Genomic DNA, 13,441 nt, shown 5'->3' with positions numbered 1-13,441 from the left:
GCGAAGCAGGCGACTCTGTTCCGACAGTTGTCAGCAGCTTGTCGCCTGCGGCCCCCAGCTTGGTTATACTTCCCGGCTTTCCCGAATAAATGCACAGGGTCCCGCCGCGCATGGATAAGACCTACCAGCCGCACGCAATCGAAACTTCCTGGTACAACACCTGGGAGTCCGAGAACTATTTCGCTCCACAAGGTGCAGGCGAGTCCTACACCATCATGATCCCGCCGCCGAACGTAACCGGCAGCCTGCACATGGGCCACGGGTTCAACAACGCGATCATGGACGCCCTGATCCGTTTCCGCCGCATGCAAGGCCGCGACACCCTGTGGCAGCCGGGTACCGATCACGCGGGTATCGCCACGCAGATGCTGGTCGAGCGCCAACTTGAAGCCAAAGGCCAGAACCGTCATGACCTGGGCCGCGAAAAGTTCCTGGAAAAAGTCTGGGAATGGAAGGATCAGTCCGGTGGCAACATCAGCCGCCAGATTCGCCGCCTGGGCTCGTCGGTAGACTGGAGCCGCGAACGCTTCACCATGGACGACGGCCTCTCCGAAGCGGTAAAGGAAGCGTTCGTGCGCCTGCATGAAGACGGCCTTATCTACCGCGGCAAGCGCCTGGTCAACTGGGACACCAAGCTGCACACGGCCATCTCCGACCTCGAAGTGGAAAATCACGACGAGAAAGGCCACCTGTGGAACCTGCGCTACCCGCTGGCCGACGGCGCCAAGACCGCCGAAGGCCAGGACTACCTGGTAGTTGCCACCACGCGTCCGGAAACCCTGCTGGGTGACGCTGCCGTAGCAGTCAACCCGAACGACGAACGCTACCAGGCACTGATCGGCAAATTCGTCGAACTGCCATTGGTCGGCCGCCGCATCCCGATCATCGCCGATGACTACTGCGACCCCGAGTTCGGTACCGGTTGCGTGAAGATCACCCCGGCCCACGACTTCAACGACTACGAAGTCGGCAAGCGTCACAACCTGCCACTGCTGAACATCTTCGACAAGAACGCCTTCGTGCTGGCCAGCGCCCAGGCCTTCAACCTCGACGGCAGCGTTAACGAGCAGGTCGACACCCAATTGCCGGCCCAGTACGCCAACCTTGACCGCTTTGTCGCGCGCAAGCAGATCGTCGCCGACCTGGACGCCCAGGGCCTGCTGGTCAGCATCGACGACCACGCCCTGAAAGTGCCGAAAGGCGACCGTTCCGGCACGGTCATCGAGCCGTGGCTGACCGACCAGTGGTACGTTTCCACCAAGCCGCTGGCAGAGCCTGCCATCGCCGCCGTGGAAGATGGCCGCATCCAGTTCGTGCCCAAGCAATACGAGAACATGTACTTCTCCTGGATGCGCGATATCCAGGACTGGTGCATCAGCCGCCAACTGTGGTGGGGCCACCGCATTCCTGCGTGGTACGACGAGGCCGGCCAGGTCTACGTTGGCCGCAACGAGGAAGAAGTGCGCGCCAAGCACAAGCTGGGCGCCGACGTGGTCCTGCGTCAGGATGACGACGTACTCGACACCTGGTTCAGCTCGGGCCTGTGGACATTCTCCACCCTGGGCTGGCCGGAACAGACCGAATTCCTCAAGAAGTTCCACTCCACCGACGTGCTGGTGACTGGCTTCGACATCATCTTCTTCTGGGTTGCGCGCATGATCATGCTGACCATGCACCTGATCAAGAACGAAGACGGCACCCCGCAGGTACCGTTCAAGACCGTGTACGTACACGGCCTGGTACGAGACGGCCAAGGCCAGAAGATGTCCAAGTCCAAGGGCAACGTGCTGGACCCGCTGGACATCGTCGACGGTATTACCCTCGACGCCCTGCTGGAAAAACGCACCAGCGGCATGATGCAGCCCAAGCTTGCCGAGAAGATCGCCAAGCAGACCAAGGCCGAGTTCCCCGAAGGTATTGCCAGCTACGGCACCGACGCCCTGCGCTTCACCTTCTGCTCGCTGGCCTCGACAGGCCGCGACATCAAGTTCGACATGGGCCGCGTCGAAGGCTACCGCAACTTCTGCAACAAGATCTGGAACGCTGCCCGCTACGTGCTGGACAAGGGTGAAGACTGCGGCCAGAACGGCGAAGCCTACGAGCTGTCGCTGGCCGACCGCTGGATCATCTCGCAACTTCAGCGTACCGAAGCCGAAGTAACCCGCCAGCTGGAGCAGTTCCGCTTCGACCTGGCCAGTCAGGCGCTGTACGAATTCATCTGGAACCAGTACTGCGACTGGTACCTGGAGCTGTCCAAACCGGTACTGTGGGACGAAAACGCCCCGGTAGAGCGCGCCCGTGGCACCCGCCGCACCTTGGTGCGCGTGCTGGAAGTGGCACTGCGTCTTGCGCATCCGTTCATGCCGTTCATCACCGAAGAAATCTGGCAGCGCATCGCGCCGCTGGCCGGCATCGACGGCAAGACCATCATGCTGCAGCCATGGCCAGTGGCCAACGAAGCACGTATTGACGCCGCTGCCGAAGGCGACATCGAGTGGCTGAAAGAGTTGATGGTCGGCCTGCGCAATATCCGCGCCGAAATGAACATCGGCCCCGGCAAGCCGCTGCCGCTGTTCCTGAAGAACGCCAACGCCGACGACCAGCGCCGCCTGCAGGAAAACGAAGCGCTGCTGAAGAAGCTGGCCAAGGTCGAGTCGTTCACCGTACTGGGTGATGCCGACGAAGCGCCGCTGTCCGCTACCGCCCTGGTCGGTGACCTGCAAGTGCTGGTGCCAATGGCCGGGCTGATCGACAAGGATGCCGAGCTGGCGCGCCTGAACAAGGAAATCCAGCGTCTGCAAGGTGAAGTGCAACGTGTTGGCGGCAAGCTGTCCAACGCAGCCTTCGTCGACAAGGCCCCGCCTGCAGTGATCGAGAAGGAACGCGCCAAGCTGGCCGAGTCCGAACAGGCCCTGGCCAACTTCACCGAGCAGCATGCGCGGATTGCAGCGCTGTAATCACTAGAGAGACCGTTGGGGCCGCTGCACGGCCCTTTCGCGACACAAGGCCGCTTCCACAGGACGGCGCCAACCTTCAAGGCGCCATCACCCTGTGGGAGCGGCCTTGTGTCGCGAAAGGGCTGCGTAGCAGCCCCAGGTTCTTCAAGCCACCGCTCGTATAGGGCTGGACACTGTCATGACCCCGAACAAACCCACCCTGCACCCACGTAACCGCCACCAGGGTCGCTACGACTTCCCCAGCCTGATCAAGGCCCATCCTGATCTGGCCCGTTTCACCATCACCAACCCCCACGGCAAGCCCAGCATCGACTTTGCCAACCCCGAAGCCGTCCGCGTGTTCAACCGTGCACTGCTCAAGGCCCAGTACGGCATCCAGCACTGGGACATCCCAGCCGATTACCTGTGCCCGCCCATTCCTGGCCGTGCCGACTACATCCACGTAGCTGCCGACCTGTTGGCCGATGACAATGCCGGCGACGTCCCAAGGGGCACCCAAGTGCGCGCGCTGGACGTCGGCGTGGGGGCCAACTGCATCTATCCACTGCTGGGCCACAGCGACTACCGCTGGCGCTTCCTCGGTTCAGACATCGACCCCGTGGCTCTGGCCTCGGCCAAGGCTATCGTCCAGGCCAATGGCCTGGGCAAAGCCATTACCCTGCGCCAGCAGGCCAACCGAGCGCACATCCTCAGCGGCCTGCTGCAGGAGGGCGAACGCTTTGACCTGACCCTGTGCAACCCGCCCTTCCATGCCTCACGCGACGAAGCCACCCGCGGCAGCCAGCGCAAATGGAAGAACCTCGGCAAGCAGGACCCCAAGCGCAAGCTGCCGGTGCTGAACTTCGGTGGCCAGAACAATGAACTGTGGTGCGAGGGTGGCGAAATCCGCTTTGTCACCCAGCTGATTGGCGAAAGCGTGCAGTACGCCGAACGGGTGCTGTGGTTCACCAGCCTGGTGTCCAAGGCCAGCAACCTGCCGGGCATCGAGGCCGCGTTGAAGAAGTCCGGCGCCAAGGCCGTACGCATCATCGAGATGGGCCAGGGGCAGAAACAGAGCCGCATGGTCGCCTGGAGCTTCCATGACGACGCCGCACGCCAGGCCTGGCACGCCCAGCGTAAATCACAGGCATGAAAAAACCGCGCCCGGGCAAGCCGGGCGCGGTTTCGTCAAAACAACAATTACTTGTTGATAGCGTCGGTCAGCACTTTGGCTGGAACGAACTTGACGACTTTCTTGGCAGCGATTTCGATGGCAGCGCCAGTCGAAGGGTTGCGGCCGGTACGGGCAGGACGCTCGGAGACTTTCAGCTTGCCGATGCCTGGCAGAGTGATTTCAGCGCCGTTTTCCAGCTGGTCGGCAACGATCTGGCCCAGTTGTTCCAGAGCGTTCTTGGCGGTGGCTTTTGGCGCGGCGATCGATTCGGCGATGTCGGCAATCAGTTGGTCTTTGGTCAATGCCATGGTGGTGTTCCTTCCCTATCAAATTCGATGGTTATGCAGCGGACTACGACGTTATCGGGCCAGCCCCTTGAAATGGAGGGCCGCGCCAATTGCGTATGTAGATACGAAAATCGGCGTTTGGTTCGACACGACGACAGCATGCTGCCAGCAATGCGCACACGAGGGGCGCAAGACCGCGCAAAACTACCACATGAATGGATAAATATCCGCTTCGCACTTTGATTAAATGCAGGTTTTTCGGGGGTTTCAGCTGAAAACACACAAAATTGAACAAAAAACGAACAACCGACATATCTGCCAACATACGGCCACTGCATCACCTCAGGTCTAGGTTAAACTTGGCAACTTTTGCAGCTCGCCGAGAATTCCATGCCAATCCGTCATTGCATCGTTCACCTGATCGACAAAAAGCCCGATGGCAGCCCCGCCGTGCTGCATGCTCGCGACTCCGAACTGGCTGCCTCCGATGCCATCGAAAACCTCCTGGCCGACCTCAATGACAGCTACAACGCCAAGCAAGGCAAGGCCTGGGGCTTTTTCCACGGCGAATCGGGCGCCTACCCGCTGAGCGGCTGGCTGAAGCAGTACCTGGATGAAGAAAAAGACTTCACCGCCTTCAGCCGCGTGGCTGTCGAGCATCTGCAGAAGCTGATGGAAGAGTCCAACCTGTCCACCGGCGGCCACATCCTGTTTGCCCACTATCAGCAAGGCATGACCGAGTACCTGGCGATCGCCCTGCTGCACCATAGCGAAGGCGTGGCGGTGAATGCCGAGCTCGACGTGACCCCTTCCCGTCATCTCGACCTTGGCCAGCTGCACCTGGCAGCACGCATCAACCTGTCGGAGTGGAAGAACAACCAGAACTCCAAGCAGTATATTTCGTTCATCAAGGGCAAGAACGGCAAGAAGGTGTCGGATTACTTCCGCGACTTCATCGGCTGCCAGGAAGGCGTCGACGGCCCGGGCGAAACGCGCACCCTGCTCAAGGCCTTCAGCGATTTCGTCGAAAGCGAAGACCTGCCGGAAGAATCCGCCCGCGAAAAGACCCAGACCCTGGTCGAGTACGCCACCACCCAGACCAAGCTGGGCGAGCCAGTGACGCTCGAAGAGCTGTCCAGCCTGATCGACGAGGACCGCCCCAAAGCGTTCTACGACCACATCCGCAACAAGGACTATGGCCTGTCGCCGGAAATCCCGGCGGACAAACGCACCCTCAACCAGTTCCGCCGTTTCACCGGGCGTGCCGAGGGGCTGTCGATCAGCTTCGAGGCGCATCTGCTGGGGGACAAGGTGGAGTATGACGAAGCGGCGGGGACCTTGATCATCAAGGGGCTGCCGACAACCTTGGTGGATCAGCTGAAGCGCCGCAAGGACTGATTTCCCCCAAGCCGCCAAAGGAGGCCACCAGTGCCTCCTTCGCCGACTTGCGCAGCCGCTTCACCAACCGCTCCTGGCGCAGCGCCGCGCCCTTGTCCGGCCACTGCTCCACGTACACCAGCGCCTGGGCCGGGCTGGTCTTGAAATAGCGGGCGCCCTGCCCTTTCTGATGCGCGGCGAACCGACGCTGCGGGTCATCGCTGATGCCGCAATACAACGAGCCATTGGCTGCCCTTACCAGATAGACAAACCAGGGCTTACCAACGGCAGGTTCGACGACTTCACTCACCCTGGGCCTGCTGGAATGCGCGCAACCCCTTGAATGCCTGCAGGCGGACCTTGTTCTGCATCAGCGGCGACCACCCCAGCAGCATTCCAGGAACACCCAACGCTTGCCGCGACCAGCGCCACAGGTCAAAGGTATCGTCATGCTGGCAAATCAGCCCATCACGCATGATAAAGCGTGCCCGGATATCGTTGACCACAACCCGGCCGGTCTGGCTGAACAGGTAGGTAGCCACCCAGTGCGCGCTGCCACTGTGCTCATCTGCACGTATGCTGTCGAATGTCAGGGTGAAGTTCTTGGCGCGGGTGGTGAGCATCCGCCACATATCGCCTGCGTCCTTGCCGCGCAGGGTGCCGAACACCGGGTCGCTGAAAACGATATCGCTGCTGTAGCAGGCCAGCATGGCGTCGGCATCCAGGCGCTGGAAAGCCTGGTAGAAACGGGTAATCAGGGCGCGGTTGGCATCGCTCATTGTGGGCTTGTCCGTCCTAGGTTCGAAAACTGCACGATAATCTGCCCCGATGGCTTATGCCAGTACCGTCCTCTTGGCAGGCAAGAGGACGGTACTGCAAAAACATGCTTCAGACTTTTTCGCAGGTCACCTGCACCTGCAGTGCCCGCCCGGCACCCAGCCCGAACACGACGGCGCCAACGCCCAGTACCGCAAAAATCCAACCCAATGCCGCCCAGCCGCCGGTCAGGTCATGCACCAGGCCCACCGCGAAAGGCCCCATTGAGGCCAGGGTATAACCCACCCCTTGGGCCATACTCGACAAGTTCGCCGCCACATGGGCATCTTTCGAGCGCAGCACGATCAAGGTCAGCGCCAGGGCAAAGGTACCGCCCTGCCCCAGGCCCAGCACAATGGCCCACCCCCACAACCCGGAAATTGGCGCATACAGGCAACCGAACAGCCCCGCCAGCGTACCCGACATGACCACCACGATTGCCAGCCGCTGGTCCTTGCCGCGGGTGGCCAGCCAGGGGGCACTGAGCGAGCTGATCAACTGCACGATTACCGACCCCGACAGCACCAGCCCTGCCTCGGTAGGGCTGAGGCCGCGACCGATCAGGATCGATGGCAACCAACCGAACACGATGTAAGCCAGTGATGACTGCAGGCCCATATACAGGGTCACCTGCCAGGCCAGTGGGTCACGCCACAAGCCTCGCACGCGATAGGCCACCTTGTGCAGCCCATGCCCCTGACGGGCCTGTGGCAGCCACACCAGCATGGCCAGCAAAGCCGGCAGCACCCAGAAGCCCAACCCTAGTGCCCAGCTGCCGTCGAAATGCTGGGCCAAAGGTACGGTGGCACCTGCGGCCATGGCCGCGCCCAGGCACAATGCCATAGTGTATACACCGGTCAGCGTGCCAGCGTGCTGCGGAAAGTCGCGCTTGACGATACCGGGCAACAATACGCCGATAATGCCGATGCTGGCCCCCGCCATCAGGCTCCCAAGGAACACCCCGATAGCCCCAAAGGTACTTCGTACCACGAGGCCAAGTGCCAAGGTGAGGAGGATGCCAAGAATCACCCGCTCGCTGCCAAACCGCCGCGCCAGCAACGGCGCCAAGGGAGCAAACAGGCCCAGGCAGAGCACCGGCAAGGTGGTCAGCAAGCCCGCCTGCGAAGCATTCAGCCCCAAGCCTTCAGATACTTGGCCCAGCACCGGCGCCATGCTCGACAATGCCGGGCGCAGGTTCAAGGCCACCAGCACCAGGCCCAGCAGCAACAGCCAGGGCCGCCGCAACACCACAGCCTGCTGCTGGACCTGTTCGTCGTCAGCTTCAGCGTCGATCAGCAGCTCATCGAGATCCCGCTCGTTCGATGGGGTATTACGGGTGATGGATTCAGCCATGGCCTTCTCGGTGTCAGGATTCAATTAGGGTACGGCTCAGGCGCTTGGCCCGTTCAGCGTCCCGTTGCTCGATGGCGTCGAGGATCTGCCCATGCAAGTCGAACGTGGCCTGGCAGCGCGGAACGGTGGCCATATTGTGTTGCAGAGCGGCAGCCACGACCCCGGAAAAGTAACGGTACAGTTCGCTTAATGCCGGGTTGTGGGCGGCATCGACCAGCCGCTGGTGGAACACCAGGTCGCAGGCCACATAGGCATCGACATCGCCGTGAAAATGCCCGGCACTGCCTTCCAGGGCATCCCGTAGCGCTTGCAGGTCGGTATCGGTACGGCGCAAGGCCGCCAGCCCGACGGCCTCCGCCTCGAGGATATGGCGGGTTTCACGGGCCTGCTCGGGCGTACACCGGGACATCGCGTGCACCGCCTGCAGCGGGTCCTGGGCAGTGCGCAGGTAGCTTCCGTCTCCCTGGCGAATTTCCACCAGGCCACTGAACGCCAGCACGCGCATGGCCTCACGCACCGTGTTACGGCTAATGCCCAGTTGCAAGGCAAGCTCGGGCTCGGTAGGCAGGCGCTGGCCGACCTGCCAATCGCCCAGCACGATGCATTCGCGCATGCGCTCTACCGCCAATTCCACTAGGGAACGCTTGGTCAGCTCTGTATTCATGCCACTCAACCAATCATCCGATGAATTGCTGCAGCTTACTGGATTGCAGGCAAAGACGTAAACCACCTGGTATTTCTGCCAGTTGTGGGCATGCCACTTTGTTGCAACGCTCGTTGCGTGCTTTCAAGGATGCGCCCACATGCGAATGGCGAGTTTGCTGTTACTGCTGTTCCTGGCCCTGCAGCCAGGCTGTGACCCGGCCCGGCACCCGAGCCGCCCCAAGACCTTGCTCATCGGCCTTGATGGCGTGCAACTGCAGCAGTATTTGCAACTGGGCGATGCAACCAACCTGAAGCAGCGGCTTTACTACGGTAAGGCTTACGCCGGGGGTATCAATGGTAAAGCCAGCGAGCAGCTCACGTTGAGCGGCCCTGGCTGGATCACTTTGCTGACTGGCGTGTGGAGCGACAAGCATGGCGTTGAATCGGACGACGACTCGCAACGGGTAAACCCGGCGTTTCCCAGCCTGTTCAAGCGGCTACGCCTGGCCTACCCCAATGCGTACCTCTCCAGCATCGTCAACTGGTCCCCCATCAACACGGCATTTCTGCTGGAGGACGCCCATGACGCCGATGTACGCGAAAGTGGTTTGCCAGATGAACAGGTGATTGAGCGTACGTTGCAGATCCTGGGTGACACACCCGCCGACTTCACGTTCATTCAACTGGACGAACCTGACCAGATCGGCCATCAAAGGGGTTATGGTGAGCACTATGCGCAGGCGTTGCGCAAGGCCGACAGCGAGATCGGGCGGCTATTGGACAAGGTAGACCAGCGGCGTCGCATGTTCCCACAGGAAGACTGGCTGGTACTCGTCAGTACCGACCATGGCCGGGACTATTGGGGGAAAGGCCATGGCGGCGCTTCGGAGCAGGAAAAGAGTATCTTCATCGCCAGCAACAAGCCGTTGAATCAGGAACTGACCGAGCTGAGCCTTCCTGTGGAGATGCCTGGGCCCGGCGGCCTGTACGGGCTTCCTGCGCAGACCTCGGTAGCGCCCACGGTGCTGCGCCACATGGACCTCAAGCTGCAGCCGCAGTGGCTTTTGGACGGCACGCCTTTACTGGGTGATACCGGTGTGCGCAAGGCGCGGGCCGATGAAAACAAAGGACGGCTACGCTGGAACAGTAACGCCAAGGGTTATCTGACCATTATCAAGAACGGCCATGTGGTTGCCCAGGTTGCGGCCAGAGACGACCAATGGATCGATCCGGAGGGGATGGACAAGCAGAACGATTATGTACTGGTGCTGGATGGTACACCGGCGGCGGTGCGCAACAGGCCGGCAGCCAAGCCATTTGTGATCGAAGACCGCCGCTATTAAGCCCTTGAGAAGCAACAGTTCTGTCGTTGCTCAAGGGCTGGCGCGATCCCCGTAGGAGCGGGTTCACCCGCGAAAGGGCCGGCCCTGCTGGCCAGTTTTCACCCGCCGTTCACCGTTGCCGCCGCTACCGTATTCGCGGGTAAACCCGCTCCTACACGTCAGCTCAACGCATCCAGCAGTGCCTGGTTCATTTCCGGCGTACCGATGGTAATCCGCAGGAACTGGGCAATACGCGGCTGCTTGAAGTGACGCACGATCACGCCCTGCTCGCGCAGGCGTGCCGCCAGCTCGCCGGCATCCTGCTGCGGGTGGCGGGCGAAAATGAAGTTGGCAGCCGACGGCAGCACCTCAAAGCCCTTGGCCTGCAGCTGACTGACCAATACCTCCCGGCTGTCTATCACCTTGCGGCAGGTGTCCTCGAAGTACTCACGGTCTTCGAACGCCACCGCCGCACCGACGATAGCTGCACGGTCCAGCGGATAGGAGTTGAAGCTGTTCTTGATCCGCTCCAACGCCTCGATCAGGTCCGGATGCCCCACCGCCAGGCCCACTCGCAGCCCCGCCAGCGAGCGCGACTTCGACAGCGTCTGGGTAACCAGCAGGTTATCGTAGCGGTCCACCAGGCTGATCGCCGTTTCACCACCGAAATCGATGTAGGCCTCATCCACCACCACCACCGAATCACGGTTGGCCTGCAGCAGCTGCTCCACCACCTGCAACGGCATCAGGCAACCGGTCGGCGCGTTGGGGTTGGGGAAGATGATGCCAGCGTTGGGCTTTTTGTAGTCCTCAATGCGGATCTGGAACTGCTCATCCAGCGCCACCTGTTCGAAGGCAATGCCGTACAGGCCGCAGTAGACCGGGTAGAAGCTGTAGCTGATGTCCGGGAACAGCAGGGGCGCATCGTGCTGGAACAGGCCGTGGAAGATGTGCGCCAGCACCTCGTCCGAGCCGTTGCCGACAAACACTTGAGCCGGGGTCACGCCGTAGTACTCGGCCACCGCCTGCTTGAGACGGTCACCGTTCGGGTCCGGGTACAGGCGCAGGTTATCGTTCAGCTCGCCGCGCATGGCCTCCAGCGCCTTGGGCGACGGGCCATAGGGGTTTTCGTTGGTGTTCAGTTTGACCAGGCGGGCCAGCTTGGGTTGCTCGCCCGGCACGTAAGGCACCAGGTCCTTGACGAAGGGGCTCCAGAATCGACTCATGCTCAGTTCCCCTTCTCTTGGGTCAGGATACGGTATTCAGCGCTGCGGGCGTGGGCGGTCAGCGACTCGCCACGGGCCAGGACCGAGGCAGTGTGGCCCAGTTCGGAAGCGCCCTGTTCGGAGCAGAAGATGATCGACGAACGCTTCTGGAAGTCATACACCCCCAGCGGCGACGAAAAACGCGCGGTACCTGAAGTGGGCAGCACGTGGTTAGGGCCAGCGCAGTAATCGCCCAGCGCTTCGCTGGTGTGGCGGCCCATGAAGATCGCGCCAGCGTGGCGAATGTGTGGCAGCCAGGCTTGCGGGTCGGCCACCGACAGCTCCAGGTGCTCCGGTGCAATGCGGTTGGCCACGTCCATGGCCTGCTGCATGTCACGCACCTGGATCAGCGCACCACGGCCATTGATCGACTTCTCGATGATATCGGCACGTTCCATGGTCGGCATCAGCTTGTCGATGCTGGCAGCCACACGATCGAGGAAGGCGGCATCCGGGCTGACCAGGATGGCCTGGGCGTCTTCGTCGTGCTCGGCCTGGGAGAACAGGTCCATGGCAATCCAGTCCGGGTCGGTCTGACCGTCGCACACCACGAGAATTTCCGAGGGGCCGGCGATCATGTCAATGCCGACCTGGCCGAACACGTGGCGTTTGGCGGTGGCAACGTAGATGTTGCCCGGGCCGACGATCTTGTCCACCTGCGGCACGCTTTCAGTACCGTAGGCCAGCGCAGCCACGGCCTGGGCACCACCGACGGTGAATACCCGGTCGACACCGGCGATGCAGGCAGCCGCCAGCACCAGCTCGTTGACCTCACCACGCGGGGTCGGTACCACCATCACCACTTCAGCCACGCCGGCAACCTTGGCCGGGATGGCGTTCATCAGCACCGACGACGGGTACGACGCCTTGCCGCCCGGCACATACAGGCCAGCACGGTCCAGCGGGGTGACCTTCTGGCCGAGCACGGTGCCGTCGGCCTCGGTGTACTGCCAGGAATCCTGCTTCTGCCGCTCGTGATAAATGCGCACACGGTTGGCGGCCTTTTCCAGGGCCTCGCGCTGGACCGGGGTAATACGGGTCAGCGCCAGTTCCAGGCGCGCGCGATTGAGGATCAGGTCGTCAATCGACTTGGCGTCAACACCATCGAAGCGCTGGGTGAATTCCACCAGCGCCGCATCACCGCGTTCACGCACGGCCTTGATGATGTCGAGCACGCGCTGATTGACCGCGTCATCGGACACACTTTCCCAGCTCAGCAGATGATCCAGATGTCGGGCGAAATCCGGATCAGCGGCGTTGAGACGGGCAATTGCAGTGGACACGGTCATGGCGAGGGCCTCGTAATATTAGCGAATGCTCAGGCGCCCTAGGGGATTGTGCGAAAAGTGCCTGCGCGACGATCATGCTACGTTAAAAACAGGCTCGGAATGCTCATTTGCAACCAGCAAAGTCGGGCACGACCCCGGCCGTTCCTCGCCTGTTTTCGTTCTTGCATGATCGCCGCTCGGCGACTTTTCGCACAATCCCAAGCTACCAGTCCATCCGCGCGGGCACCCGAGAAAAATGGCTATGACGCGGATAGACGGGCGCGACAGCGAAGGTCGCGCGCAGGAGTCAACCGCGGTGTCGCGATTCGACCGCTTGACGCAGCGTGTCGATCAGGCTCTGGATACGGGCGTGCTGCATTTTCATGGAGGCTTTGTTGACCACCAGGCGCGAGCTGATCGTGGCGATCAGTTCCTGGGGTTCCAGGCCGTTGGCACGCAGGGTATTGCCGGTGTCGACCACGTCGATGATCTTGTCGGCAAGGTTGATCAGCGGCGCCAGCTCCATCGAGCCATACAGCTTGATGATGTCGACCTGGCGACCTTGTTCGGCATAGTAACGCTTGGCTACGTTGACGAACTTGGTGGCCACACGCAGGCGGCCCTTGGGCTCGGCTGCGCCGACTACGCCCGCGGTCATCAGCTTGCATTGAGCAATCTGCAGGTCCAGAGGCTCATACAGGCCCTGGCCGCCGTACTCCATCAGCACGTCCTTGCCGGCCACACCCAGGTCGGCAGCACCATGCTCGACATAGGTCGGCACGTCGGTGGCACGCACGATCAGCAGGCGCACATCGTCCTGCGTGGTGGGGATGATCAGTTTGCGGCTCTTGTCCGGGTTTTCGGTCGGCACGATGCCGGCCTCGGCGAGCAACGGCAAGGTATCGTCGAGAATACGGCCTTTGGAAAGCGCGATGGTCAACATTGGAACGTCGGTCCTTAAGCGGCTGCTGCCGGCCAGGTCATCGACCTGGCCGCAT

General features: G+C 61.6%; 12 protein-coding genes. 4 read left to right on the top strand and 8 right to left on the bottom strand.

The features are described from left to right. The first annotated feature begins 110 nt into the window (after positions 1–110). Together ACF8Q6_RS05190 and rlmF are read left to right on the top strand one after the other, a co-directional pair. Positions 111–2,957, top strand: a complete 2,847-nt coding sequence (locus ACF8Q6_RS05190; RefSeq protein ID WP_003255103.1) for a valine--tRNA ligase — start codon at positions 111–113, stop codon at positions 2,955–2,957. A 178-nt stretch (positions 2,958–3,135) separates the two neighbouring features. After that, positions 3,136–4,089: a 23S rRNA (adenine(1618)-N(6))-methyltransferase RlmF gene (gene rlmF, locus ACF8Q6_RS05185; RefSeq protein WP_012051325.1), complete on the top strand. Its 954-nt coding sequence runs from the start codon at positions 3,136–3,138 to the stop codon at positions 4,087–4,089. A 47-nt stretch (positions 4,090–4,136) separates the two neighbouring features. Here rlmF and ACF8Q6_RS05180 read toward each other — a convergent pair whose 3' ends face one another. Further along, complete coding sequence (locus ACF8Q6_RS05180; RefSeq protein WP_003255106.1) at positions 4,137–4,418, bottom strand: HU family DNA-binding protein; 282 nt, start codon at positions 4,416–4,418, stop codon at positions 4,137–4,139. A gap of 369 nt (positions 4,419–4,787) precedes the next feature. Between ACF8Q6_RS05180 and yejK the strand changes: the two genes are divergently transcribed. Continuing rightward, on the top strand, positions 4,788–5,795 hold the full coding sequence (gene yejK, locus ACF8Q6_RS05175; RefSeq protein WP_012270676.1) for a nucleoid-associated protein YejK: 1,008 nt from the start codon (positions 4,788–4,790) through the stop codon (positions 5,793–5,795). Here yejK and ACF8Q6_RS05170 read toward each other — a convergent pair. From ACF8Q6_RS05170 to ACF8Q6_RS05155, 4 genes are all read right to left on the bottom strand, one after another. Beyond that, positions 5,743–6,084: a GIY-YIG nuclease family protein gene (locus ACF8Q6_RS05170; protein ID WP_003255109.1), complete on the bottom strand. Its 342-nt coding sequence runs from the start codon at positions 6,082–6,084 to the stop codon at positions 5,743–5,745. The genes yejK and ACF8Q6_RS05170 overlap by 53 nt on opposite strands. Continuing rightward, on the bottom strand, positions 6,077–6,553 hold the full coding sequence (locus ACF8Q6_RS05165) for a nuclear transport factor 2 family protein (RefSeq protein WP_392492741.1): 477 nt from the start codon (positions 6,551–6,553) through the stop codon (positions 6,077–6,079). The genes ACF8Q6_RS05170 and ACF8Q6_RS05165 overlap by 8 nt, the downstream gene beginning before the upstream one ends. A gap of 109 nt (positions 6,554–6,662) precedes the next feature. Continuing rightward, the gene (locus tag ACF8Q6_RS05160; RefSeq protein WP_392492742.1) at positions 6,663–7,943 is read right to left on the bottom strand and encodes a CynX/NimT family MFS transporter; all 1,281 of its coding nucleotides are present in this window, start codon (positions 7,941–7,943) and stop codon (positions 6,663–6,665) included. Positions 7,944–7,956: 13 nt separating this feature from the next. Further along, complete coding sequence (locus tag ACF8Q6_RS05155) at positions 7,957–8,607, bottom strand: FadR/GntR family transcriptional regulator (protein WP_014860108.1); 651 nt, start codon at positions 8,605–8,607, stop codon at positions 7,957–7,959. Positions 8,608–8,746: 139 nt separating this feature from the next. Here ACF8Q6_RS05155 and ACF8Q6_RS05150 point away from each other — a divergent pair, with 139 nt between their 5' ends. After that, positions 8,747–9,931, top strand: coding sequence for an alkaline phosphatase family protein (locus tag ACF8Q6_RS05150; RefSeq protein WP_392492743.1), 1,185 nt, complete (start codon positions 8,747–8,749; stop codon positions 9,929–9,931). 158 nt (positions 9,932–10,089) lie between these two features. On the opposite strand, the gene hisC is transcribed toward ACF8Q6_RS05150, so the two are convergent. From hisC to hisG, 3 genes are all read right to left on the bottom strand, one after another. Continuing rightward, positions 10,090–11,136 carry a histidinol-phosphate transaminase gene (gene hisC / locus ACF8Q6_RS05145; RefSeq protein ID WP_019750562.1) on the bottom strand — a complete coding sequence of 349 codons (1,047 nt, stop codon included), beginning with the start codon at positions 11,134–11,136 and terminating at the stop codon, positions 10,090–10,092. Positions 11,137–11,138: 2 nt separating this feature from the next. Then, positions 11,139–12,464, bottom strand: coding sequence for a histidinol dehydrogenase (hisD, locus tag ACF8Q6_RS05140; protein WP_003255117.1), 1,326 nt, complete (start codon positions 12,462–12,464; stop codon positions 11,139–11,141). 286 nt (positions 12,465–12,750) lie between these two features. Then, positions 12,751–13,386 carry an ATP phosphoribosyltransferase gene (gene hisG, locus ACF8Q6_RS05135; RefSeq protein ID WP_003255118.1) on the bottom strand — a complete coding sequence of 212 codons (636 nt, stop codon included), beginning with the start codon at positions 13,384–13,386 and terminating at the stop codon, positions 12,751–12,753. Between the last annotated feature and the right edge of the window lie 55 nt (positions 13,387–13,441).

Source organism: Pseudomonas sp. GLN_2, assembly GCF_043106005.1.
GTDB lineage: Bacteria > Pseudomonadota > Gammaproteobacteria > Pseudomonadales > Pseudomonadaceae > Aquipseudomonas > Aquipseudomonas alloputida.
Note: the sequence above shows the minus strand (reverse complement) of the source record. Positions and strands in the feature narration are given on the sequence as shown.

Coding starts and splice junctions, on each gene's coding strand:
- ACF8Q6_RS05190 (WP_003255103.1), top strand. CDS start 111: ATGGATAAGACCTACCAGCCGCACGCAATCGAAACTTCCTGGTACAAC.
- rlmF (WP_012051325.1), top strand. CDS start 3,136: ATGACCCCGAACAAACCCACCCTGCACCCACGTAACCGCCACCAGGGT.
- ACF8Q6_RS05180 (WP_003255106.1), bottom strand. CDS start 4,418: ATGGCATTGACCAAAGACCAACTGATTGCCGACATCGCCGAATCGATC.
- yejK (WP_012270676.1), top strand. CDS start 4,788: ATGCCAATCCGTCATTGCATCGTTCACCTGATCGACAAAAAGCCCGAT.
- ACF8Q6_RS05165 (WP_392492741.1), bottom strand. CDS start 6,553: ATGAGCGATGCCAACCGCGCCCTGATTACCCGTTTCTACCAGGCTTTC.
- ACF8Q6_RS05160 (WP_392492742.1), bottom strand. CDS start 7,943: ATGGCTGAATCCATCACCCGTAATACCCCATCGAACGAGCGGGATCTC.
- ACF8Q6_RS05155 (WP_014860108.1), bottom strand. CDS start 8,607: ATGAATACAGAGCTGACCAAGCGTTCCCTAGTGGAATTGGCGGTAGAG.
- ACF8Q6_RS05150 (WP_392492743.1), top strand. CDS start 8,747: ATGCGAATGGCGAGTTTGCTGTTACTGCTGTTCCTGGCCCTGCAGCCA.
- hisC (WP_019750562.1), bottom strand. CDS start 11,136: ATGAGTCGATTCTGGAGCCCCTTCGTCAAGGACCTGGTGCCTTACGTG.
- hisD (WP_003255117.1), bottom strand. CDS start 12,464: ATGACCGTGTCCACTGCAATTGCCCGTCTCAACGCCGCTGATCCGGAT.
- hisG (WP_003255118.1), bottom strand. CDS start 13,386: ATGTTGACCATCGCGCTTTCCAAAGGCCGTATTCTCGACGATACCTTG.